At 65.9% G+C, this 22213-nt stretch carries 21 protein-coding genes; 16 read left to right on the forward strand and 5 right to left on the reverse strand.

Annotated elements, in window-relative coordinates; genetic code table 11:
* The first annotated feature begins 1 nt into the window (after window position 1).
* The 5 genes from QC821_RS13140 (at window position 2) to QC821_RS13160 (ending at window position 6385) form a co-directional block, all read left to right on the forward strand.
* Window positions 2–1627 (forward strand): ABC transporter ATP-binding protein, encoded by a 1626-nt coding sequence (locus tag QC821_RS13140; RefSeq protein ID WP_309722152.1) that lies wholly within the window; start codon window positions 2–4, stop codon window positions 1625–1627.
* A 19-nt stretch (window positions 1628–1646) separates the two neighbouring features.
* Window positions 1647–3041 (forward strand): FAD-binding oxidoreductase, encoded by a 1395-nt coding sequence (locus QC821_RS13145; RefSeq protein ID WP_309722155.1) that lies wholly within the window; start codon window positions 1647–1649, stop codon window positions 3039–3041.
* Window positions 3038–3961 (forward strand): DMT family transporter, encoded by a 924-nt coding sequence (locus tag QC821_RS13150; protein ID WP_309722160.1) that lies wholly within the window; start codon window positions 3038–3040, stop codon window positions 3959–3961. The genes QC821_RS13145 and QC821_RS13150 overlap by 4 nt, the downstream gene beginning before the upstream one ends.
* Window positions 3962–4010: 49 nt before the next feature.
* Entirely contained in the window at window positions 4011–5114 is a 1104-nt protein-coding gene (locus tag QC821_RS13155) for a pyridoxal phosphate-dependent aminotransferase (protein ID WP_309722163.1), read from the forward strand.
* 110 nt (window positions 5115–5224) lie between these two features.
* Window positions 5225–6385: an MFS transporter gene (locus QC821_RS13160; protein WP_422720117.1), complete on the forward strand. Its 1161-nt coding sequence runs from the start codon at window positions 5225–5227 to the stop codon at window positions 6383–6385.
* A 276-nt stretch (window positions 6386–6661) separates the two neighbouring features.
* On the opposite strand, the gene QC821_RS13165 is transcribed toward QC821_RS13160, so the two are convergent.
* Window positions 6662–6880 (reverse strand): hypothetical protein, encoded by a 219-nt coding sequence (locus tag QC821_RS13165; RefSeq protein WP_309722171.1) that lies wholly within the window; start codon window positions 6878–6880, stop codon window positions 6662–6664.
* A gap of 193 nt (window positions 6881–7073) precedes the next feature.
* Window positions 7074–7958, reverse strand: coding sequence for a substrate-binding domain-containing protein (locus QC821_RS13170; protein WP_309722174.1), 885 nt, complete (start codon window positions 7956–7958; stop codon window positions 7074–7076).
* Between the two features lie 118 nt (window positions 7959–8076).
* Between QC821_RS13170 and QC821_RS13175 the strand changes: the two genes are divergently transcribed.
* The 4 genes from QC821_RS13175 (at window position 8077) to QC821_RS13190 (ending at window position 11802) form a co-directional block, all read left to right on the forward strand.
* Entirely contained in the window at window positions 8077–8781 is a 705-nt protein-coding gene (locus QC821_RS13175) for an ABC transporter permease (protein ID WP_309722177.1), read from the forward strand.
* Entirely contained in the window at window positions 8778–9533 is a 756-nt protein-coding gene (locus QC821_RS13180; protein ID WP_309722180.1) for an ABC transporter ATP-binding protein, read from the forward strand. Before QC821_RS13175 ends, QC821_RS13180 begins: the two co-directional genes overlap by 4 nt.
* A 51-nt stretch (window positions 9534–9584) precedes the next feature.
* Window positions 9585–10394, forward strand: a complete 810-nt coding sequence (locus QC821_RS13185) for an ABC transporter substrate-binding protein (protein ID WP_309722183.1) — start codon at window positions 9585–9587, stop codon at window positions 10392–10394.
* 115 nt (window positions 10395–10509) lie between these two features.
* Entirely contained in the window at window positions 10510–11802 is a 1293-nt protein-coding gene (locus QC821_RS13190) for a glycerophosphodiester phosphodiesterase family protein (RefSeq protein WP_309722185.1), read from the forward strand.
* 97 nt (window positions 11803–11899) lie between these two features.
* Here the strand turns inward: QC821_RS13190 and QC821_RS13195 are convergent, their stop codons facing one another.
* Window positions 11900–12697 (reverse strand): amidohydrolase family protein, encoded by a 798-nt coding sequence (locus QC821_RS13195; protein ID WP_309722188.1) that lies wholly within the window; start codon window positions 12695–12697, stop codon window positions 11900–11902.
* Window positions 12698–12871: 174 nt separating this feature from the next.
* On the opposite strand from QC821_RS13195, the gene QC821_RS13200 reads away from it, so the two are divergent.
* Genes QC821_RS13200 through QC821_RS13215 form a run of 4 tightly spaced genes read left to right on the forward strand, consistent with a single transcriptional unit; the run spans window position 12872 to window position 16647 of the window.
* On the forward strand, window positions 12872–13630 hold the full coding sequence (locus QC821_RS13200) for a GntR family transcriptional regulator (protein ID WP_309722191.1): 759 nt from the start codon (window positions 12872–12874) through the stop codon (window positions 13628–13630).
* Between the two features lie 55 nt (window positions 13631–13685).
* Window positions 13686–14648, forward strand: coding sequence for a Bug family tripartite tricarboxylate transporter substrate binding protein (locus QC821_RS13205; protein WP_309722193.1), 963 nt, complete (start codon window positions 13686–13688; stop codon window positions 14646–14648).
* Between the two features lie 30 nt (window positions 14649–14678).
* Entirely contained in the window at window positions 14679–15128 is a 450-nt protein-coding gene (locus tag QC821_RS13210) for a tripartite tricarboxylate transporter TctB family protein (protein WP_309722195.1), read from the forward strand.
* Between the two features lie 13 nt (window positions 15129–15141).
* Window positions 15142–16647 carry a tripartite tricarboxylate transporter permease gene (locus QC821_RS13215; protein ID WP_309722198.1) on the forward strand — a complete coding sequence of 502 codons (1506 nt, stop codon included), beginning with the start codon at window positions 15142–15144 and terminating at the stop codon, window positions 16645–16647.
* 153 nt (window positions 16648–16800) lie between these two features.
* Here the strand turns inward: QC821_RS13215 and QC821_RS13220 are convergent, their stop codons facing one another.
* Together QC821_RS13220 and QC821_RS13225 are read right to left on the reverse strand one after the other, a co-directional pair.
* Window positions 16801–16935 carry a hypothetical protein gene (locus QC821_RS13220; protein WP_309722202.1) on the reverse strand — a complete coding sequence of 45 codons (135 nt, stop codon included), beginning with the start codon at window positions 16933–16935 and terminating at the stop codon, window positions 16801–16803.
* Between the two features lie 76 nt (window positions 16936–17011).
* Window positions 17012–17962 carry a LysR family transcriptional regulator gene (locus QC821_RS13225; protein ID WP_309722205.1) on the reverse strand — a complete coding sequence of 317 codons (951 nt, stop codon included), beginning with the start codon at window positions 17960–17962 and terminating at the stop codon, window positions 17012–17014.
* Window positions 17963–18086: 124 nt separating this feature from the next.
* Here QC821_RS13225 and QC821_RS13230 point away from each other — a divergent pair, with 124 nt between their 5' ends.
* The 3 genes from QC821_RS13230 (at window position 18087) to QC821_RS13240 (ending at window position 22045) form a co-directional block, all read left to right on the forward strand.
* Window positions 18087–19025, forward strand: a complete 939-nt coding sequence (locus QC821_RS13230) for a sodium-dependent bicarbonate transport family permease (protein WP_309722208.1) — start codon at window positions 18087–18089, stop codon at window positions 19023–19025.
* Window positions 19026–19116: 91 nt separating this feature from the next.
* The gene (locus tag QC821_RS13235) at window positions 19117–20286 is read left to right on the forward strand and encodes an isovaleryl-CoA dehydrogenase (RefSeq protein ID WP_309722211.1); all 1170 of its coding nucleotides are present in this window, start codon (window positions 19117–19119) and stop codon (window positions 20284–20286) included.
* A gap of 151 nt (window positions 20287–20437) precedes the next feature.
* Complete coding sequence (locus QC821_RS13240; RefSeq protein WP_309722214.1) at window positions 20438–22045, forward strand: carboxyl transferase domain-containing protein; 1608 nt, start codon at window positions 20438–20440, stop codon at window positions 22043–22045.
* Window positions 22046–22213: the final 168 nt, after the last annotated feature.

Raw genomic sequence — 22213 nt, forward strand, 5'->3', positions numbered from 1 at the left:
CATGACCGATAGCCAAACGACGCCCCTGCTCAGCCTGCGCCATGTCAGCATCGCGCTGCCCAAGGGCGCCGACCGCGCCCTAGCCGTCGAAGACGTTAGCTACGACGTGTTTCGCGGCGAGATCTTGTGCGTGGTGGGCGAATCCGGCTCCGGCAAGTCGATGGCCGCCAACGCGGTGATGGGCCTGCTGCCCAAGGGCGTCTACGCCAGCGGCGGCGAGGCGCTGTTCGACGGCCAGGACCTGCTCACGCTCACCGAGAAGCAGCACCGCACGCTGCGCGGTCTGCGCATCGGCATGATCTTCCAGGAGCCGATGACCGCCCTCAATCCGCTGATGCGGGTCGGTGCCCAGATCGCCGAGGTGTTCGAGGCCCACGGCCAGTTCAGCGGGCGGGAGCGCCAGCAGAAGGCCCTGGCGCTGCTCACCGAGGTCGGCATCCCGGACCCCGACAAGGCGATTCGCGCCTACCCCTTCCAGCTCTCCGGCGGCCAGCGCCAGCGGGTGATGATCGCCATGGCGCTGGCCCTGGAGCCGGAACTGCTGATCGCCGATGAGCCGACCACGGCGCTCGACGTCACCACCCAGGCGCAGATCCTCGAACTGATCCGCGACCTGCAGCGACGCCGCGGCATGGCAGTGATGTTCATCACCCACGACTTCGGGGTCGTCGCCGAAGTCGCCAACCGGGTCTGCGTGATGCGCTATGGCCAGATCGTCGAACTCGGCGAAGCCGAGGCGGTGCTCAAGCACCCCTCCCACGACTACACCCGGGCGCTGATCGAAGCGATTCCCAGCGACGTGATCCCCGAAGCGCGCGGCGCCGAGACCGACACCCCGCTGCTCGAGGTGGTGGGACTCAACAAGGTGTTCCGCTCCAAGGGCGGGCTGTTCAAGCCGGCCCGGGAGGTCCACGCCCTGCAAGACGTCTCTTTCTCGCTGGTCAAGGGCGAAACCATCGGCATCGTCGGCGAATCGGGCTCCGGCAAGTCGACCCTGGGGCGCTGCGTAGTGCGCCTGGAGCGACCGGACAGCGGCACCTTGAGTCTTTCTGGCACCGATTTCATGCACCTGCAGGGCGAGGCGCTGCGTCGCGAGCGCCACCGCGTGCAGATGATCTTCCAGGACCCCTACGCCTCGCTCAACCCGCGCCACCGGGTCGGCTACGCCATCGCCCAGGGGCCCATGGCCAACGGCATGAGCAAGACGCAGGCCTTCGCCAAGGCCAAGGAGCTGCTGGCGCTGGTGGGGCTCGAGGGCACCGACGACCGCTACCCCCACGAGTTCTCCGGCGGCCAGCGTCAACGCATCGGCATCGCCCGGGCCTTGGCCATGCAGCCCGAATTGATCGTCGCCGACGAGGCGGTCTCGGCGCTCGACGTCTCGATCCAGGCCCAGATCCTCGAGCTATTGGAGGAGCTCAAGCAGAAGCTCTCGCTGTCGCTGCTGTTCATCACCCACGACCTGCGGGTGGCGGCACAGATCTGCGACCACATCGTCGTCATGCAGCACGGCCGTATCGTCGAGCAGGGACCGGCCCGGGAGGTGTTCCTGGCGCCTCGCGAGGCCTACACTCGCGAACTGCTGGATGCCATCCCCGGCCGCGAGCACGAACTGGCCGATGTCTGACAAGGAGACAACATCAGGAATGGATGACTTGCTGAAAGAGATCGCCGCCATCGTCGGCGACGCCCATGTGCTGACCGGCGAGGCGGTCACCGCTCGCGCAGTGGACTGGATGACCGGCGCTCCCTGCCGGGCGGCGGCCATCGTGCGACCGGCCTGCACCGAGGACGTCGCCGCAGTGATGCGCGCCTGCTACGCGGCGCGCCAGCCGGTGGTCACCCACGGCGGCCTGACCGGGCTGGTACACGGCGCCGAGGCCGACGGCGACGAGCTGGTCATCTCGCTGGAGCGGATGGCCGCCATCGAGGCCCTCGACCCGGTGGGCGCGACGCTCACTGTGCAGGCCGGCGCACCGCTGCAGCGGGTGCAGGAGGCCGCCGAACAGGCCGGCCTGCAGTTCGCTCTCGACCTGGGCGCTCGTGGCAGCTGCACCATCGGCGGTAATATCGCCACCAATGCCGGCGGCATCCGCGTGATCCGCTACGGTATGATGCGCCACCAGGTGCTGGGGCTGGAGGCGGTACTCGCCGACGGCAGCGTAGTCAGCTCGATGAACCACATGCTCAAGAACAACGCCGGCTACGACCTCAAGCAGCTGTTTATCGGCAGCGAGGGCACCCTGGGTATCGTCACGCGTGCGGTGCTGCGCCTGCAGCCGCCGACGCCAGCCGTTGAGACCGCGCTGGTCGCCTGCTCCACCTTCTCCGCGCTGACCGGCCTGCTCGGCCACCTTGGGCGCGCGCTGGGCGGCAGCCTCGCCGCCTTCGAGGCGATGTGGCAGAGCCACTACCGGCTGCTGACGGTAGACAGCCAGCGCCACGTGCCGCCGCTGGAGCCGGATGCGCCGTTCTATGCCATCGTCGAGTCGCTGGGCAGCGACCCCGACAGCCACGCCGCGCAGTTCGCCCAGGCCCTGGAAGCGGCCCTCGACCAGGAACTGATCGGCGATGCGGTGCTGGCCCACTCCGACACTCAGCGCCAGGGGCTGTGGGCCATCCGCGAGGACATCGAGGGGCTGATCCATGGCCTCTCGCCGCTATTTACCTTCGATGTCAGCCTGCCGATCGCCGAGATGGAGGGCTATGTCAGCGACGTCGAGGCAGCGATCCACCGCGACTGGCCGGCCGGCCGCGTGGTCACCTTCGGCCACCTCGGCGACGGCAACCTGCACCTGTCGGTGGGCGTCGGCAGCCAGGACCCGGCCACCCGGCGCGCGGTGGAGCAGCACGTCTATGCGCCCCTGGCCGCGCTCGGCGGCTCGGTCTCCGCCGAGCACGGCATCGGCCTCGAGAAGCGCGACTACCTGCACCTTTCGCGGACCCCAGACGAGATTGCCCTGATGCGCACCCTCAAGCAGGCCCTGGACCCCCACGGGCTGCTCAACCGCCACAAGGTGCTGACGGATACCCGCAGATGAGCCTGGCCCTGGCCCGCGCCCGCTTGAAAGCGTCGCCACGTCTCGCCTCCGCCCTGTTGATCGCGGCCATTGGCCTGTTCTGGGGAGGCAACTGGCCGGCGGTGCGCTTTATCCTGATGGATCTCCCGCCCTTCAGCCTGCGCGCCATCGGGTTTGCCAGCGGCGCCATGGTGCTGCTGGCCTGGGCGCGCTGGCGACGCCTGCCGCTGAGAGTAGCGGCGGCCGAATGGCCGTGGCTTGCCGCCACGGGGCTGTTCACCATCCTCGGTTTCAACCTGGCCACGGCCTTCGGCCAGCTGCGGATGCCGACCTCCCAGGCGGCCATCATCGCCTTCAGCATGCCCTGCTGGGCGCTGCTGCTGGCCTGGTGGCTGCTTGGCCAGCGCGTCACACGCCGCCAAGGGTGGGGGCTGGCCTGCGGCCAGGCGGGCCTGCTCCTGCTGCTCGGCCCGGCGGCGCTGGCCGGGGGTCTGAACGGCCTGACGGGACCGCTGATCATGCTCGGAGCGGCGCTCTCCTGGGCACTCGGCACGGTACTGATCGCGAAGCGCGGCAGCTGGCAGAGTCACGTCGTGGTGATCACCGGCTGGCAATTCGCCCTCTGCGCGCTGCCGATGATCGTGCTGATGCTGGCGCTGGAGTCGCCGCCCCCACCGGCCAGCTGGCAACTCAGCACCTGGCTGGCCCTGGGCTATCATCTGCTGTTCTCTATCTGCCTGGCGCAGATACTGTGGTTCATAAACGTCAAGCGGCTGAGCGTGGCGCAATCCACCATCAGCACCTTGATCATTCCCACGGTGGGCGTCTCCAGTGCCGTGCTGCTGCTGGGCGAGCCGCTGACGCCGAGGATTCTGGTGGCGTTGCTGTTGACGCTCTCCGCCGTCGCCATTGTCATGCTGCACCGCCGTGACGCAGCATGAACCACATTGCCGCCGTCCCGCGGGACACCATTTCTTCAGGGAGGCCCCGATGCCGACATTTCCGAAACATCTGCGGGGCGACGGCCCCCACAACCCCTTTCCCGGTGTACGCGTGCTGGAGCGCCGCCTGGGACGCGAGATTCCCGACCAGCTGGGCTCCAACGAGGGCCTCGACATGCCCCACCGCGCGCTACGCGAGCACTTCGGCGACGCCATGGCCGAGCACGTCTACAGCTACGGCGACGCCGAGGCGCTGGGCATCCGCCAGCGCCTGGCCGAGCAGAAAGGCATTGCGCTGGACGCCATGCTGGTCGACGCCGGCGCCGACAGCCTGATCGCATTGGCGCTGCGCGCCACCGTGGTGTTCGGCGACTGCGTGGTGGCCACCGCCGGTACCTACCCCACCTTCGGCTACTTTGCCCGCGGCCAGGGCTGCCGGCTGGTGGAGGTCGCCTACGACGAGGGGCCCGGCCGCCTGGCGCCGGACCTCGACGCCCTGGCCCGCGCCGCCCACGACCACCAGGCGCGGCTGGTGTATCTCGCCAATCCCGACAACCCCAGCGGCCACCTGCACGACGACGACGCCATCCTGTCGCTGCGTGCGGCCCTGCCGGACGACTGCTGGCTGCTGCTCGACGAGGCCTACCACGACTTCCGCGAGGACGCCGACGGCGAGTTCGGCCGCCGCGTGCTGCCCGGGGTGATTCGCCTGCGCACCCTGTCCAAGGCCCACGGCCTGGCCGGGCTGCGGGTCGGCTACGCCATCGCCGAACCCGAGACCCTGGACGTGATGATGAAGGTACGAATTCACTATGCGGTGTCGACGCTGACCCAGGCCGCCGCCGAAGTGGTGCTCGACGCCCCCCAGGAAAGCGACGCACACGTGCGGGCGGTGCGCGAGCGCCGCGAGCGGCTCAGCGAGCACTTCCGCGCGCTGGGCGCCGACGTGCTGCCCAGCGCCACCAACTTCGTCGGCCTGCGCCTGCCCAGCGCCGAGCTCGCCGAGCGCGTGCATCGCGAGATGCTCGAGGCCGGCAAGCTGATCGCCCGCCCCGCCGACCCGGCGCTGGGCCACGTGCTGCGCGTCACCGCGGTGGAGAACGCCCTGGCACCCGGCCAGCTAGCGATCCTGGAAGCTGCCTTCGGTCGTTAGTAGGCAAGAATGTTCAGACTCAGTATGGTGATATTCACTAGCCTGCAAATAGTCATGACAACATGGATGCCATCCGACGCCACTCACTGCTAATTATCATACTCGGCAGTATGATCGTGACCTTGGCCACCGGCTTACGCCACGGTTTCGGGCTGTTTCTCGAACCCATGAGCTCGGAGCTGGGCTGGGGCCGCGGTGTCTTCGCCACCGCTCTGGCGATTCAGAATCTACTCTGGGGGCTCTCGCAACCTTTTGCTGGCGCCCTGGCCGACCGATTCGGCGCTGCCCGAGTGGTGGTGGTGGGCGGCGCCTTCTACACCCTGGGCCTGCTGTTGATGGGAGTCTCGGAATCGCCACTGGGCATGACTCTTTCCGCCGGGGTACTGATCGGACTGGGCCTCTCCGGCACCACCTTCTCGGTCATTCTTGGCGCCGTGGGACGTGCAGTGGCTCCAGAAAAACGCAGCATGGCAATGGGCATGGTCAGCGCCGCCGGCTCCTTTGGTCAATTCGCCATGCTTCCTGGTACCCTCGGCCTGATGGGGTGGCTGGGATGGTCGGCAGCGCTGCTGGCGATGGGGGCTATCGCCGCGCTGATGCTGCCCCTTGGTGCCATGTTACGTGATCGCCCCTCAGCCAAGGCCACCAGCGATATCAGCCTAGCCACCGCACTCAACGAGGCCTCCAACCATCGCGGTTTCTGGCTACTCAGTCTGGGGTTCTTCGTCTGCGGTTTTCAGGTGACATTCATTGGTGTCCACCTGCCCGGCTACCTCTTCGACAGCGGTATTGCCGTGCACGTTGGCAGCACGGTGCTGGCCCTGGTCGGCCTGTTCAATATCTTCGGGACCTATGCCGCCGGGTGGCTGGGAGGACACTATTCGAAGCCGCGCCTACTCACCTGGCTTTACCTGATCCGCGGAGTCGTCATCGCCCTTTTCCTGCTCACCCCGCTAAGCCCGCCCAGCGCCTACTTGTTCGGCATCGCCATGGGGCTTCTGTGGCTCTCTACGGTGCCGTTGACCAATGGCATTGTGGCCTCGGTCTTCGGCGTGCAGCACCTTTCCATGCTGGGCGGCATCGTCTTCCTCTTCCACCAGCTCGGCTCCTTCTTAGGCGTCTGGCTGGGGGGCTACCTTTATGACATCCACGGTGACTACGACATGGTGTGGAACATCGCCATCCTGCTTTCGGTGGCGGCTGCGGCTCTCCACTGGTTCATCACCGAACAACCCATCAACCGCACCACTCCCGGCGAGGTCAGCGCATGAGCCTGGCTACGCGACTTGCCGCGCTGGCGCTACTGAGCGGTGCCCTGCTGCTGACATGGTGGGGTTGGCACGCCCTCGACCCCGGCATGCTGCTGCTCGGCAGCCGACTATGCTGAGTGGTACCTCGTGAAGCGTCAGCCGCTGTCGAGACATCTATACTGCGCTGCAGCACGCATGCGAATTGAGCATTAGGCCAAAGCCATTGCCGCGCAATGGAGCGTCAAATGCCCTACTCCCTGTCTTCCTCCCAGCTAGGCCGCACCAGCTGGTGTGGCCTCAGCAGCGTCCCTTCTTGCGCTGGCCCGGCGGGCAGAAACCACCGCGGCGACGGTCGTCATAGTGGTAGTAGTGGTGGGAATGCCGGCTGCCACGATGGTGGCGATGATCGCGGCCATCGATCTCGATCAGCGGTTCGGGGGTAATCCGCGCTGGCGAGTAGCTGCAGCCGGCCAGGGTCAGTGCCACGGCAGCAATCGTCAGGGGTAACAGTCGCATGGTCTTGCCTCATGAGGATAAAGGAAACGGTCCGTTATCCCCTTCGCTCCCGGTTCGGCCTGCATCTCGACCCAGCTTGGGGTCGCGCCTCTGATGGACGGGCAGGCTCGAACAGCGTTCATTAATTACTATATCCGATCCCTGCCACCAACAAGCGTCCAGAATATGGAAACAATATGACGCTAGGCGCGCCTTAGGCGTTGTAGACCACCTCTCCCATCTGGCTAAGATCATAGCCGCCGGCCCGCGCCGCCCAGTCCCGGCAGCGCGGCTCGCGGGCGAAACGCATCAGCCGCTGCAGTGGCGCCTCGAAGTAGCTGCGGCGGCGCATCAGCAGATCGAAACACTCGTCGTGCAGGCCAATGAAATCGAGCCCATGACGGCGGGCCGATGCCTCGACGCCGAGCCCCGCATCGGCATCGCCGCGGCGTACCGCCAGCGCCAGGTCATCCTCGCTCAGCGCCACGTTGGCGCTTAGCGACAGCGCTTCCAGGTGCATGCCGGCCCGCGCCAGCAATAGCGTCAGCAGACGCTCGGCGCCGGCGTCCGGCTGGCGATGGGCCAGCGTCACCTGGGGCCAGGCCAGGTCGGCGAGCCCGGCAATGCCCAGCGGATTGCCGGGGGCCAGCATCAGCCCCTGGCGGCGCCGCGCCCAGCGGATCGCTACCAGGTCGCGCATGCCGCCAAGCCCCAGCGACGGGGGATCGTTGTAGCACCCGCTATTCGGGTCGAGCAGATGCACACCGGCCACCAGCGCCTCCCCCGCCAGCAGCCTGCGCACGCCGTCGCCGCTGCCGTGGCACAGCGTGGCCAGCTGCGAGCCCGACTCGCGCACCGCCCACTCCAGCAGCGGGTCCTGACTGCCGGCGAGGATCGCCGCCAGCGGCTCGCGGCTGCGCTGGTCGCCCTCCAGATGGTTCATCAGCCACAGATCCAGCGCCTGGCGCGGGAACAGCAGCTTGCCGGTTACCCGAGTGCAAGGGATCAGTTCCTGGCGCACCAGGTCGTAGAGCTTGCGCTCCTTGAGGCGCAGGTAATCGGCGGCCTCGCGGGTGGTGAGGTAGGCGTGAGCGGTCATGGCAGGCCTTTCGGGCGTCAAGGGTGGCATTCGGCTGCATAAGACTGCATTGATTACAGCACAGGATGCACTCAGCGGCATAACGGCACATCATGCAGCGACTTGCCTGGAGCCTGTCATGCCAACTGCCGACAACGCCTTTACTACCGCGCTGGGCTTGATTCTCACCCTCGACCCGGCGCTGATGGATATCGTCAGGCTGTCGCTGCAGGTGTCGCTGAGCGCCGTACTGATCGCCGCGCTGATCGGCCTGCCGCTGGGCGCGGCGCTGGCGCTATGGGCCTTCCCGGGGCGCGGCATGGTGGTGGTGATGCTCAACGCCTTCATGGGGCTGCCGCCGGTGGTCGCCGGCCTGATGGTCTACCTGATGCTGTCGCGAGCCGGGCCACTCGGCCAGCTGGGCCTGCTGTTCACGCCCACCGCCATGGTCATCGCCCAGACGGTGCTGGTACTGCCCATCGTTGCCGCCCTGGCCCGCCAGCATATCGAGGCGCTGCTCGGCGAGTACCGTGAGCAGCTGGCCTCCTTTGGGCTGGGCCGCGCACGCATGATGCCGACCCTACTGTGGGATGCCCGGGTGGCCCTCACCACCGTGGTACTGGCCGGCTTCGGCCGCGCCAGCGCCGAGGTCGGCGCGGTATTGATCGTGGGCGGCAATATCGATGGCGTAACCCGGGTAATGACCACCGCCATCGCGCTGGAGACCAACCGCGGCAACCTGGCACTGGCACTGGGGCTGGGCCTCGTGCTGCTGCTGCTGGTGGCCTGCGTCAACGGCGCCGCACACCTGCTCGGCGAGCGCGCCAGGAGGCAGATGGGATGAGCGACTTGAGCCAACCGTATCTGGCCCAGGCCACGACGGCCCCGATGCTGCCGCTATCGCTCGACGGCGTGCGCTTCAGCCATCGCGGCCAGCGCCTGCTGGGCGACATCACCCTCACCCTGGGCGCCGGCCGCAGCCTGATCATGGGGCCCAACGGCGCCGGCAAGAGCCTGCTGATGCGTCTCTGCCACGGCCTGCTGACACCCAGCGCCGGGCAGATCCGCTGGAACGGCCAGCCGCTGAGCCCGGCGCTGGCACTGCGCCAGGCGATGGTCTTCCAGCGCCCGGTGCTGCTCAAGCGCAGCGCCCAGGCCAACCTCACCTATGTGCTGGCGATCCGCGGCTGCCCACGGCGCCTGCGCAAGCCCCGCGCCCAGGAAGCACTGGAGCGCTTTGGGCTTGCCCCGCTCGCCCAGCGCCCAGCGCGAGTGCTGTCCGGCGGCGAGCAGCAGCGCCTGGCGCTGGCGCGGGCCTGGCTGCTGGCGCCCGACATCCTGTTTCTCGACGAGCCCACCGCGGCCCTCGACCCCGCCGCGATTCGCGCTGTCGAGGAGGCGGTCAATCAGTTTCATCACCGCGGCACCAAGATCGTGATGACCACCCACGACCTCAACCAGGCGCGCCGCTTGGCCGACGACGTGGTGTTCCTCAACGCCGGGCGGCTGCTCGAGCACAGCCCCGCCGAGCGCTTCTTCGATACGCCCCAGAGCAGCGAGGCCGCCGCCTTCGTGCGCGGCGAACTGCCCTGGTAGCTGGCAAGCAGCGCCGCGAGAACAGCGCCACCATGACAACAAGGAGCTCCCATGCCACGTCGCCAGCGCCTCACAATCCTCGCCCTCGGCATCGCCCTCTCGGCGCCACTCGCCGTCGCTGAAGAGCGCTTTATCACCCTCGCCTCGACCACCTCCACCGAGCAGTCGGGGCTGTTCGCCGATATCGTGCCGCAGTTTCGCGAAGCGACCGGTATCGACGTCCGCGTAGTCGCGGTAGGCACCGGCCAGGCCTTCGAGATCGCCCGCCGCGGCGACGCCGACAGCCTGCTGGTCCACGATACCGAGGGCGAGGAGCGGTTCATCGCCGCTGGCTATGCCAGCGAGCGCCTCGACGTGATGTATAACGACTTCGTACTGATCGGCCCCCGCGACGACCCGGCCGGCATCGCCGAGGCCGACGATATCCTGGACGCCTTCAATCTCATCGCCGCCAGCGGCACGCCCTTCACCTCCCGCGGCGACGACAGCGGCACCCACCGCGCCGAGCAGCGCTTCTGGCAAGACGCCGGGGTCGATACCGCGGGCAGCTGGTACCGCGAGCTGGGCAGCGGCATGGGCGCGACCCTCAATACCGCAGCGGCCATGGACGCCTACGTGTTCGCCGACCGCGCCACCTGGCTGGCCTTCGACAACCGCCATGATCTCGCCGTCCTGTTCGAGGGCGACGAAGCGCTGTTCAACCCGTACGGCAGCCTGCTGCTGGACCGCGAACGCCACCCCCACCTCAAGCACGACCTCGCCGAGCAGTGGCACCGGTGGTTGGTCTCGAAGGAAGGCCAGGAAGCGATTGCCGGCTACACCATCGACGGCGAGCAGCTATTCTTCCCCAACGCCGAGTGAACGACTAAGACTCGCGCCGGGGCTGACATAGGCTCTTAACGTCACGGTCATGCCGGGCGTTCACTCTCTCAGCGTGGCTTCCCCTATCCGGCTTGGAACAAACGCGAGGCTTGAAATGAAGACGCTCCCCTTGATGCTCACCTGCGCTGGCCTGGCAGCACTGCTGCTCCTCCCTATCAGCGGCGCCGCCCAGGACGATATCGCCGCTGCCGGCCACGTTACCCTGGGGCCCCGCCCACTGTTCCTGGTCCAGGACATGGATGAAGCGACCCAGCGCTCACGAGAGCTCAAGGCAGAGCTGCTGAGCTGCGCGGCCAATACCGGCGAGTGGCAGCGCAGCGACTTCAGTATCAGCCACCGCGGCGCCCCGCTTCAGTTCCCCGAGCACACCCGCGAATCCTTCCTCGCCGGTGCCCAAATGGGGGCCGGCATCCTCGAGTGCGACGTCACCTTCACCGCCGACCAGGAGCTCGTCTGCCGCCACTCCCAGTGCGACCTCCACACCACCACCAACATCGTCGCCACCGAGCTGGCCCAGCAGTGCAGCGTACCGCCGGCGTTCAACGAGGCCGGCGAACTGACCAACGCCGCTGATATTCAGTGCTGCACCAGCGATATCACCCTGGCGGAATTCCGTACCCTCGAGGGCAAGATGGAGGGCGCCAACACCACAGCCACCAGCATCGACGGCTACTTGGCCGGCACCCCCGGCTGGCGTACCGACCTCTATGCCACCCGCGGCACCCTGATGAGCCATGCCGATAGCATCGAGCTGTTCAAGGCGCTGGGTGTGAAGATGACCCCGGAGCTCAAGGCACCCAGCGTCGAGATGCCGTTCAACGGCATGAGTCAGGCCGATTACGCCCAGAAGATGATCGACGAGTACAAAGCCGCCGATGTGCCGGCCAGCGACGTCTACGCCCAGTCGTTCTCGCTCGACGACGTGCGCTACTGGATTGACAACGAGCCCGAGTTTGGCGAGCAGGCCGTCTACCTCGACGGTCGCTACAGCCAGGACGATTTCGATCACAGCGACCCCGCCACCTGGTCGCCGAGCATGGCAGAGCTGGCCGACCAGGGGGTGCAGATCCTCGCCCCGCCGATGTGGATGCTGCTGGCCTCCCACCCCGACGCCGCCGATGACGAAAGCCACATCGTGCCCTCGCTCTACGCCGAGCGTGCCAAGGCTGCCGGGCTCGACCTGATCGCCTGGACCTTCGAACGCTCCGGCCCGCTGACCGAAGACGGCGAGTGGTACCACCGCACCACCGATGACGTAATCGACAAGGAGGGCGACAAGCTGCTCAGCCTCGATGTGCTGGCCCGCGATGTCGGCATCATCGGCCTGTTCAGCGACTGGCCCGCCACCGTGACCTTCTACGACAACTGCATCAGCGCCAGGCGCTGAGTTCGCCAACCGGCTCCGGCGACCATCCCACTGCTTCAAGTGCGGCAGCAAGCCGGAGCTGGCCAATAGCCACGATTGGGTTGGGATTTCCGGCCAGTTATCCCAACCTAAAGAGCGTCTGTGGCGATTTCTCCAGGATATACCGGCGATCATCGTCATCGCTGACCCAGCCGGCCAGCCAGTCGAAGGTATCCCGGTAGCTGTGCTTGCCTTCGTGACGGGTCCAGGGCCAGTCGCTGCCCCATACCAGCCGTTCACGGCCCAGCTCATCGAGGAGGGCTCGAACGTGTGGCTTCAGGTCATGTACCAGAGAACGGTAAGGGGCCGACAGCTTGACCCAGGTACGCCCGGTTCGCCCTGCCTCCAGCAGTATTCGAAAACCGCTGTCGGAAAAGGGATCGGCTTCAACGGGCAGCCCCAGATGATCGATGACCAGGGTGACACCATGCGCGTGCAGTGCCGGAAAGAGCTCCGGGAGTCGGTTTCCCTCCAGGTGCAGTTCGAGGTGCCAGTTCAATGCCTTGAGGCGATCCAGGAAGTCGATCCATTGGGGATCGTCCAGATCAGGTAGCTCGCGCCGCCGCTCGATGAGGTTCCAGCGCACACCGACGATACCGGCGGCATCCAGCTCTTTCATCTCCGCCAGGCTCGCGTGCTTGGGCAGTTGTACGACTCCCCTGAATCCCTCACCGAGCTTTCTCAGGGTCTGCAGCAGCTCACGATTATCGTGACCCAGGAAGCTAGGTTGCACGAGTGCACCGCCACGGAGTCTGCAGTCATCCAGGTAACCCTGCCACTCATCGAGCGGTGCCGGCCGCGACGGACGATAGTTGGACCCCTTGGCCTCATCCAACCGGGCGTAGACGTGGGCATGGCAGTCGAATCCTCGCTTCACTCTCGATTCCTCTCCATCCGGTCATCCGGTCATCCGGTCATCCGAGCAGGGACATATCTCGGCGTTCCGACTTGAACTTAAGTCTAGTTCTCTAGAGAACTGATTGACTAGAAGTATACACTGGTCTTTAGTGACAGCAACAAGGCAACGGAATCCCACCGGGAGAACCCACTCATGCAAGCGCTACCCAAGACCCGCACCGATGGACGACTCCCGCTCTACGCTCGGTTGCGCGATCAGCTGGCCTCGCGGATCGCCAATGGCGAATGGTCCCCCGGCGACATGATTCCCTCCGAGAACCGCCTCGCCGAGGAGTATGGCGTCGCCCTGGCCACCATGCGCATGGCGCTCAAGCAGCTCGTTGACGAAGGCTTGCTGGAACGCCGTCGTGGAACCGGCACCTTCGTCAAGCAACCGGCATTTCGCGCCGACCTGTTCCGCTTCTTTCACGTTCACGACGTGGAAGACCCCGACGGCCCGGTGATTCCCGAGAGCCGGATCCTAAGCCGCCAGGAAGTGGACCTGCCGCCCGAGGTCAAGCGAGCCTTCGGCGACGACGCTGGCGGGCGCGGCCTCAAGCTGGAACGCGTGCGTCTCTGGGCCGGGGATCCCTTGCTGTTCGAGGAGATCTACCTGCGCCTGCCCGATTTCGATGGACTGATGTCACTCGATCCCAAGGAGATGGGCCCCCTGCTCTATCCGGTATTCCTGCAGAAATTCGGGATCCTGATCTCGTCTGCGACGGATGAGCTTTCGTTCGGCACCGCCACCCAGGCAAGCGCCAAATACCTGGAGCTGCCCGCCAATTCGCCGGTTGCCGTCATCGAGCGCATCGCGCGCAACCCCGTAGGACGCATCATCGAATATCGCCGCGTGCATGGTCGCCCGGAGCGGTTCCGCTATCGCGTCAACCTCGGCGAGCAACACACCTGAAGCGAGTCTCGAAGCTCGCCCCATGTCCTCACGATTCCAACAACAGGTATCTACCATGAAACTCACGCTGCTCTTCACCGCTGCCGCCATATCAGCCACTGCCTTCACTCCCGTCCTGGCAAGCGACTACCCCAACCGCCCCATCGAAATCATCGTGCCGGCACCCGCCGGTGGTGGCACGGACAACGTCGCCCGAATGCTCAACCAGTACCTCGAGCAGGAACTCGGCCAACCCGCCGCCGTGCTCAATGTCGCCGGTGGCGGTGGCGCCATCGGCGTCAACCAATTGGCCCGGTCGCGTGCCGATGGCTATACCCTGCTCTCCACCTGGAACAGCCCCATCACCACGGTGCCGCACATGCAGCGCGTGCAGTACTCCTACGAGACGCTGACCCCGATCATCAGCACCTCGCAGAGTGCCTACACCCTTTGCGTATCGCCTGATTTCCCGGCTGAAAACGCCGAGGAATTGCTTGCCGAGTTGCAGGCCAACCCCGGCCAATACACCTACGGCAACGATGGCGTCGGCGGCACCATGCGCCTGGCCGCCGAACGGATCTTCGACGCCTTCGACATCACCGCCCGCCCCATCCCCTTCGGTGGCGCCGGCGAGACCCTGCAGAACTTTCTCGGTGGCCACGTCGACATCTACGGCGGCTCCATCACCCCGGTGTTGCCCTATGTCGAGGATGACCAGGCCAAGTGCCTGCTGGTGACCTCTGCCGATGACAACGAAGCCCTGCCCCAGGCATCGGGGCTCGCGGCCCTGGGCCACCCGGAGCTGGAAACCGTGCTCTGGCGCATGATGCTGGGCCCGGAAGGCATGGACGAGGCGCGCGCCGACGTGGTTGCCGACGCCGTGGCCCGTGCCGTGGAAGACCCGGAGTTCCAGGACTTCCTCACCGCCCAGGGCGAAACCCTCAATCTGGTACGTGGAGAGGAACTGCGCGAGCGGCTGCGGCTGGAGACGCAAGCCATTGGCGAGACCCTGGAAAGCCTCGGCCTGAAGCAACACTGACCTGCGCCTGCTCAGGGAGCCATCATGCCCATGACCTACAGAGATTTCTTCTCTGGCATCGCCTTCCTCATCATTGGCGCCACCACTGCCTGGATGGGGAAGGACTTCTTTGCCGACGCCGCCTACATCCCCATCGGGGCAGGCATCCTGATGGGCGTGTTCTCGCTGCCGCTGATCTGGCGAAGTACGCGGAGCCTCCTGGCCAGACACCACAGCAGCCAGCCAGTCATGGCCCTGGTGGATCACCCTGGACGCTTCCTGGCCACGCTGGGCTGCTGCCTGGTCTATTACACGGCCCTGCCGAGCGTGGGCTTCTATACCACCAGCGCCCTGTTCATCATCGTGCTGGCCCCAGTGCTGGGAGAGCGACGACCTGTGGTAGTGCTGGGCATCACCCTGGTCTTCATCACCTTGCTGTACGGCCTGTTTGCCATGGTGCTGAGGCGCCCCTTACCCGTCGAGTTCTTCCTCGCTTCGTAGAAAGGGTGTCCCGATGTTCGAATCACTGTTGAATGCACTCCCGGTGGCGCTGCAGCTCGGCTCGTTGATCAGCCTGGTCGTTGGCACCCTGATCGGCATCATGATTGGCGCCCTGCCGGGCCTCAATCCGGTCATGGCCATCGCACTGATGCTGCCCCTGACCTACGGTTTCGACCCCGTCATCGCCCTGGGGCTGGTGGCTGGTATCTACAACGGCTCCATGTACGGTGGCTCCATCCCGGCCATCCTGCTCAATATTCCGGGTACGCCGGCCGCCATCGCCACCACCTTCGATGGCTATCCGATGACACGCAAGGGGCAAGGCGGACTCGCCCTCAAGACCGCATGCTGGTCATCTGCCATCGGCGGTATCGTCAGCGCCCTGGCCCTGATGACCCTGGCCCCCATGCTGGCCAAGGTAACCCTGGCCTTCGGCCCCTCGGAGTATTTCTGGGTGGCCATCTTCGGTCTCGTCAGCATTGCCGTGCTGGTCGGCAAGGACATCAGCAAAGGCATGCTAAGCGCCTTGCTCGGCGTCATTATCGGCCTGGTGGGCGTCGACGCCATCAGTGGAGCAGAGCGCTACACTTTCGGCACCCTCTACCTGGTGGGCGGCTTCGATCTGCTGATCGTCCTGATCGGGCTCTATGCCGTGCCTCCGGTGCTGGAGATGGCGGAAAAGCGCAACGCATCCTACTTCAATGCCGACAGCTTTCGCGTCACCGACGGTGACGGCAGCCTGGGCCTGGTGCGGCGCTACTGGCGGACCTGGACGCGCTCCTCGGTGATCGGCGTCTGTGTCGGTATCCTGCCCGGTGCCGGCGGCAACCTTGCGGCGCTGCTCAGCTACAACGAGGCCAAGCGAAGAGCCCCCGATCCCGAAACCTTCGGCACCGGCAACCCGATCGGCGTCGCCGCGGCCGAATCCGGTAACAGTGCCGACAACGCCTCGGCCATGATTCCCTCCCTGACACTGGGTATTCCCGGCAACCTGATCGCCGCCCTGGTACTGGGCGCCTTGATGATCCACGGACTTCAGCCCGGCCCACAGCTCTTCACCCGTTCGCCCGATGTGGTCTTCGGTTTCATGTGGCAGCTGCTGCTGACGGCCATGTTGCTCCTGCTGCTCGGCGGCATGGTCGCCACTCGCCTGTTCGCCCAGATCCTGCGCATGCCCACCGCATTGCTGGTGCCCACCACCCTGGTGCTGATGGCCATAGGGATCTACACCGTCAACGGCAACGTAACGGACCTTTATGTCATGCTCGCCTTCGGACTGATCGGCTACCTGCTCAATCGGCTCGCCTTCCCATTGGCACCCGTGGTGCTGGGGGTACTGCTGGGCCCCATGGCCGAGCAGAACCTGCGCCTTACCATGCTGATCTCCCAGAATGACTGGACGGTACTGTTCACCCGCCCCATCTCCCTGGGCATCATCATTCTCCTTGCGACGATCCTGCTTTCCCAGTCCTGGAAGGCGTTACGCTTACGCCGCCACTCAGCACGCCACGATAGCTGAGTTACGCCATGCGCTGAGCCAAGCTCCATCTCACGATAGCTGGCAGCCGCACTATTCGAGTTTTCAACGACGAGGGGCCCATGCCTGATGGCATGGGCCCCTCGTCGTTGATACCTGCGTAACGCGATAGCGAGCGGCGCTAGCCGCGCGATATCACTTCGCCCGCTTGGTGGGCAGCGACACATCCCAGATGGTGGGAAACTGTTCCTTCGAGGCTGGGGTATCCTCGGCCTCGCTACGCGGTGTAGCCAGCAGATCGCGAATCAGGGTAAGCAATTGAGTTGCCATAGGTCGTTACGGTCTCTGAAGACCGCCTCCTGAGGTTTGTGGAAACGATTTCCAACATTATGCACGACATTAGACTTTAGTTCAACTTGCTCAGCAGCCCGTCGAGCTCGTTGCTCAGGAAGCGCGGCTCGACGCAGGTGTGAAGGTGGCCGGCGGCGAAGCGCAGGAATCCATGCGCCGCATGGGAGAGCCGCCGGTCGCTACGCACGATGAACTGCCAGTGACTCTCGATGGGCAGGCCCACCACCGGCAGAATGACGATATCGGGGTGCTCCGGCGGCAGCACGTGCTCGGAGAGCACGGCAAGCCCCAACCCCGATGCCACGCCGACGCGGATCGCCTCGTTACTGGCCATCTGCAGCGTCGGCCCCAGCGTCAGCCCCTGCTCCTGCAGCCAGCTCTCGAACAGCATGCGTGTCGCCGAGCCCGGCTCGCGCAGCAGCATGCGCTCGCCCAGCAGCTCGCTCATGTCGATCCGCTCACGTGCCGCCAGTGGATGGCCGCGCGGCGCCACCGCCACCAGCGGATTGCGCAGGAAGCGCCCGGCCCGGGCGTGGGCCAGCGACGGCGGATGGCTGAAGACGTAGAGGTCATCCTCCTGGCGCTCGAAGCGGGTCAGCATCTGGCGGCGGTTGCCGATATGCACTGTCACCTCCACCTCGGGAAAGGCACGGCTATGCGGCCCCAGCAGCCGTGGCAGCACGTACTGGGCGGTGTTGACCAGGGCAATCGAGAAGCGCCCACGCTCGCCGCCGCGCAGCGCCGAGAGGTAGTCGTCGAAGTCGTCGAAGCGCCCCAGCACCTCGCGACTGGCGCGATACAGCTCGCTACCCGCCTCGGTGGGGAACAGCCGCCCCTGGCGGCTCTCCAGCAGCGGCTCGCCCACCGCCTCGCCGAGCCGCTTGAGCTGCATCGAGACCGTCGGCTGGGTCAGGTGCAGCCGCCGCGCTGCCTCGCTCACCGTGCCGCTGGCCACCACCGCGACATACACCTGCAGCAGGCGAAAGGTCAGATGGCGAATGTTCATTGGAGCTTCCTATAGATAAATATCTATATAACATCACCCAACTCTTGATTTGTAGCAATGCCCGCCTCTTTGCAGAATGCGCACCACTTCTCTACTACCCTCTCCACCAGCGCGAGATGCCCTGATGCCCGATATCGTGGTGATGTTTTTCCTGCTTGGCCTGCTGGCCGGCGTGGTGAAGTCCGACCTGACCATCCCCAAGGCCGCCTACGACACCCTGAGCCTGCTGCTGATGCTGACCATCGGCCTCAAGGGCGGCATGGCGCTGTACGGCAACCTCGGCTGGTCGCTGGTGCCCGAGCTGTTGGCGGTCGCCGCCCTGGGGGCGCTGATTCCGCTGGTACTGATGCCGGTGCTGCGGCGCCTGGTGCGGCTGTCGCCGGCGGATAGTGCCAGCATCGCCGCCCACTACGGCTCGGTGAGTGCCGGCACCTTCGCCGTGGCGCTGGCCTTCGCCGAGGGGCGCGGCCTGCCCATCGGCGCCGAAGTCACCCTCTACCTGGTGATGATGGAACTGCCGGCGATCATGGTCGCGATCGCCCTGTACCGCCGGTATTCCGGCAAGAATTCCAGCCAAGCGCTGCAGGGCATCTGGCACGAGACCCTGACCAACCGCGGGGTGATCCTGCTGGCCGGTGGCGCGGTGATCGGCGCCATGTATGGCCCCATGCAGGGCGCCAACGTCACCGAGCTGTTTACCGGCGCTTTCCATGCGGTGCTGGCGCTGTTCCTGCTGCAGATGGGCCTGACCGCCGCCGAGACCCTGCGCCCCATCCCCTGGTTCCACTGGCGGCTGCTCACCTTCGCCCTGGTGGCGCCGTTCGTGCTGGCCATGGCCGGCCTGGGCGTCGGCCTGATGCTGGGCCTGCCCACCGGCTCGCTGATGATCCTCACCGCGCTTGCTGCCAGCGCCTCCTATATCGCTGCTCCGGCGGCCATGCGCACTGCCATTCCCCAGGCCAATATCGGCCTGGCGATGCTCGCCGCGCTGGGCTTCACCTTCCCGCTGAACGTGATCGTGGGCATTCCGCTCTACCACCAGCTCAGCGTCTGGCTGGGATGATCGGTGGGCAGGCGGGACGCCCTATCGGCACTTTACGTTAACGTCAACTAGCGCTAGATTGGTGGGTATATCGACCGCGATGGAGCCCACCATGCACAGCGCCTATACGCCCCTCGACTTCGGCCTCGCCGACGAGCTCAACATGCTGCGCGACCAGGTCAACGCCTTCGCTCGTGACGAGATCGCCCCGCGCGCCGCCGAGATCGATGCCAGCAACGACTTCCCGTCCGACCTGTGGCGCAAGTTCGGCGACATGGGCCTGCTCGGCATCACCGTGCCAGACGAGGATGGCGGCAGCGGCATGGGCTACCTGGCGCACTGCATCGCCATGGAGGAGATCTCCCGCGCCAGCGCCTCGGTGGCACTGTCGTTTGGCGCCCACTCCAACCTGTGCGTCAACCAGATCGCCCTCAACGGCTCGGCCGAACAGAAGGCCAAGTACCTGCCCAAGCTGATCAGCGGCGAGCACGTAGGCGCCTTGGCGATGTCGGAGCCCGGCGCCGGCTCGGACGTGGTCTCCATGCAGCTGCGCGCCGACAAGCGCGGCGACACGTACGTGCTCAACGGCAGCAAGATGTGGATCACCAACGGCCCCGACGCCGACGTGCTGGTGGTCTACGCCAAGACCGACCCCAACGCCGGCGCCAAGGGCATCACCGCCTTCCTAATCGAAAAGGGAATGCCGGGATTCTCTACCGCCCAGAAGCTCGACAAGCTCGGCATGCGCGGCTCCAACACCTGCGAGCTGGTGTTCCAGGAGTGCGAGGTGCCCGCCGAGAACGTGCTCGGCGAAGTGAACAAGGGCGCGCGGGTGTTGATGAGCGGCCTGGACTACGAGCGCACCGTGCTCGCCGCCGGGCCCATCGGCATCATGCAGGCCGCCATGGACGTGGTGGTGCCCTATATCCACGAGCGCAAGCAGTTCGGCCAGGCGATCGGCGAGTTCCAGCTGGTGCAGGGCAAGGTCGCCGACATGGCCACCACTCTCAACGCCTGCCGCGCCTACCTCTACGCCGTGGCCAGCGCCTGCGACCGCGGCAAGGTGTCTCGCAAGGACGCCGCCGGGGTCATTCTCTACTGCGCCGAGAAGGCCACCCAGCTGGCGCTGGACGCCATCCAGCTGCTGGGTGGCAACGGCTATATCAACGACTACCCCACCGGGCGCCTGCTGCGCGACGCCAAGCTCTACGAGATCGGCGCCGGGACCAGTGAGATACGGCGGATGTTGATTGGCCGCGAGATATTCAACGAATCTGCGTGAGAATGGCTGCGCTCACTCATACTGCGTTAAAAATTGACTCAAGATGCTCATTTACAACAGTAAACTCCGCTCTTTCGTCAATTTTTGCCTTGCCTGAGTATCGCTCGCTCATTCTACGAACTTCTAAGTGAAGTGCCGTCGGAGCCAAGCAATGGCTATTCTGCAAACCCAGATCAACCCGCGCAGCGAGCTGTTCCAGGCAAATGAGGCGGCGATGCGCGCCGAGGTGGCCCAGCTGCGCGAGCTGACCGCGGCGATCCGCCGGGGCGGCGGCGACAAGGCCCGCACCCGGCATGAGGGCCGCGGCAAACTGTTCGTGCGCGACCGCATCGACCACCTGCTCGACGAGGGCTCGCCCTTCCTCGAGTTCTCGGCGCTGGCCGCCCATGAGGTCTACGCCGATGCGGTACCCGCCGCCAGCATCGTCACCGGCATCGGCCGCGTCTCCGGGGTCGAGTGCGTGATCGTCGCCAACGACGCCACTGTCAAGGGCGGCACCTATTTCCCAATGACGGTGAAGAAGCACATCCGCGCCCAGGAGATCGCCCGCAAGCATCGCCTGCCGTGTATTTATCTCGTCGACTCCGGCGGCGCCTACCTGCCGAGCCAGGACGAGGTATTCCCCGACCGCGACCACTTCGGGCGCATCTTCTATAACCAGGCCACCCTCTCCGCCGAGGGCATCCCGCAGATCGCCGTGGTAATGGGCTCCTGCACCGCCGGCGGCGCCTACGTGCCGGCCATGGCCGACGAGTCGATCATCGTCCGCGAACAGGGCACCATCTTCCTGGGCGGCCCGCCGCTGGTGAAGGCCGCCACCGGCGAGAGCATCAGCGCCGAGGCGCTGGGCGGCGCCGACGTCCACGCCAAGCTCAGCGGCGTAGCCGACCACTACGCCGAGAACGACGCCCATGCCCTGCAGCTGGCCCGCGCCTGTGTATCGCGGCTCAACTGGCAGAAGCGCGGCCAACTCAAGATGCAGCCTCCCAAGCCGCCGCGCCTCGACCCCGCCGAGCTCTACGGCATCGTCGGCACCGACCTCAAGAAGCCCTTCGACGTGCGCGAGGTGATCGGGCGCATCGTCGACGACTCCGATTTCGACGAGTTCAAACGCTACTACGGCGACACCCTGGTCACCGGCTTCGCGCATATCCACGGCCACCCGGTGGGCATCGTCGCCAATAACGGCGTGCTGTTCTCCGAGTCGGCGGTCAAGGGGGCGCACTTTATCGAGCTCTGCGCCCAGCGCAAGATCCCGCTGCTGTTCCTGCAGAACATCACCGGCTTCATGGTCGGCTCCAAGTACGAGCACGAAGGCATCGCCAAGCACGGCGCCAAGCTGGTTACCGCCGTGGCCTGCGCCCGGGTGCCCAAGTTCACCGTGCTGATCGGCGGCAGCTTCGGCGCCGGCAACTACGGCATGTGCGGCCGCGCCTTCGAGCCCAACCTGCTGTTTATGTGGCCCAACGCGCGCATCTCGGTGATGGGTGGGGAACAAGCTGCCGGCGTGCTGGCCCAGGTCAAGCGCGAGCAGCACGAGCGCGACGGCCGCGAGTGGAGCGCCGAAGACGAAGAAGCCTTCAAGGCCCCCACTCGCGAGCAGTACGAGCACCAGGGCCACCCCTACTACGCCAGCGCGCGGCTATGGGACGACGGCGTGATCGACCCGGCCCAGACTCGCGACGTGCTGGGCCTCGCGCTCGCCGCGGCCATGAATGCCGAGATAGAAGACACCACGTTTGGAGTGTTCCGGATGTAGCGCCGAGGCAAATGTAGGAGCGGTTTCAACCGCGATGCAGAGCGCAGCCCTGCCGGATAAACAGCCCATCGCGAATGAATTCGCTTATATGGACCCGTCCCGTTGTGCAAGCCCGATTCGCCATGGCCGGGGTGAGACTGCACGCTTATATCCGGCCTGTTAGTGGCA

Origin of the sequence: Franzmannia qiaohouensis, from assembly GCF_031451695.1 — a bacterium.
GTDB lineage: Bacteria > Pseudomonadota > Gammaproteobacteria > Pseudomonadales > Halomonadaceae > Franzmannia > Franzmannia qiaohouensis.

Coding starts and splice junctions, on each gene's coding strand:
- QC821_RS13140 (WP_309722152.1), top strand. CDS start 2: ATGACCGATAGCCAAACGACGCCCCTGCTCAGCCTGCGCCATGTCAGC.
- QC821_RS13145 (WP_309722155.1), top strand. CDS start 1,647: ATGGATGACTTGCTGAAAGAGATCGCCGCCATCGTCGGCGACGCCCAT.
- QC821_RS13150 (WP_309722160.1), top strand. CDS start 3,038: ATGAGCCTGGCCCTGGCCCGCGCCCGCTTGAAAGCGTCGCCACGTCTC.
- QC821_RS13155 (WP_309722163.1), top strand. CDS start 4,011: ATGCCGACATTTCCGAAACATCTGCGGGGCGACGGCCCCCACAACCCC.
- QC821_RS13160 (WP_422720117.1), top strand. CDS start 5,225: ATGATCGTGACCTTGGCCACCGGCTTACGCCACGGTTTCGGGCTGTTT.
- QC821_RS13165 (WP_309722171.1), bottom strand. CDS start 6,880: ATGCGACTGTTACCCCTGACGATTGCTGCCGTGGCACTGACCCTGGCC.
- QC821_RS13170 (WP_309722174.1), bottom strand. CDS start 7,958: ATGACCGCTCACGCCTACCTCACCACCCGCGAGGCCGCCGATTACCTG.
- QC821_RS13175 (WP_309722177.1), top strand. CDS start 8,077: ATGCCAACTGCCGACAACGCCTTTACTACCGCGCTGGGCTTGATTCTC.
- QC821_RS13180 (WP_309722180.1), top strand. CDS start 8,778: ATGAGCGACTTGAGCCAACCGTATCTGGCCCAGGCCACGACGGCCCCG.
- QC821_RS13185 (WP_309722183.1), top strand. CDS start 9,585: ATGCCACGTCGCCAGCGCCTCACAATCCTCGCCCTCGGCATCGCCCTC.
- QC821_RS13190 (WP_309722185.1), top strand. CDS start 10,510: ATGAAGACGCTCCCCTTGATGCTCACCTGCGCTGGCCTGGCAGCACTG.
- QC821_RS13200 (WP_309722191.1), top strand. CDS start 12,872: ATGCAAGCGCTACCCAAGACCCGCACCGATGGACGACTCCCGCTCTAC.
- QC821_RS13205 (WP_309722193.1), top strand. CDS start 13,686: ATGAAACTCACGCTGCTCTTCACCGCTGCCGCCATATCAGCCACTGCC.
- QC821_RS13210 (WP_309722195.1), top strand. CDS start 14,679: ATGACCTACAGAGATTTCTTCTCTGGCATCGCCTTCCTCATCATTGGC.
- QC821_RS13215 (WP_309722198.1), top strand. CDS start 15,142: ATGTTCGAATCACTGTTGAATGCACTCCCGGTGGCGCTGCAGCTCGGC.
- QC821_RS13220 (WP_309722202.1), bottom strand. CDS start 16,935: ATGGCAACTCAATTGCTTACCCTGATTCGCGATCTGCTGGCTACACCG.
- QC821_RS13225 (WP_309722205.1), bottom strand. CDS start 17,962: ATGAACATTCGCCATCTGACCTTTCGCCTGCTGCAGGTGTATGTCGCG.
- QC821_RS13230 (WP_309722208.1), top strand. CDS start 18,087: ATGCCCGATATCGTGGTGATGTTTTTCCTGCTTGGCCTGCTGGCCGGC.
- QC821_RS13235 (WP_309722211.1), top strand. CDS start 19,117: ATGCACAGCGCCTATACGCCCCTCGACTTCGGCCTCGCCGACGAGCTC.
- QC821_RS13240 (WP_309722214.1), top strand. CDS start 20,438: ATGGCTATTCTGCAAACCCAGATCAACCCGCGCAGCGAGCTGTTCCAG.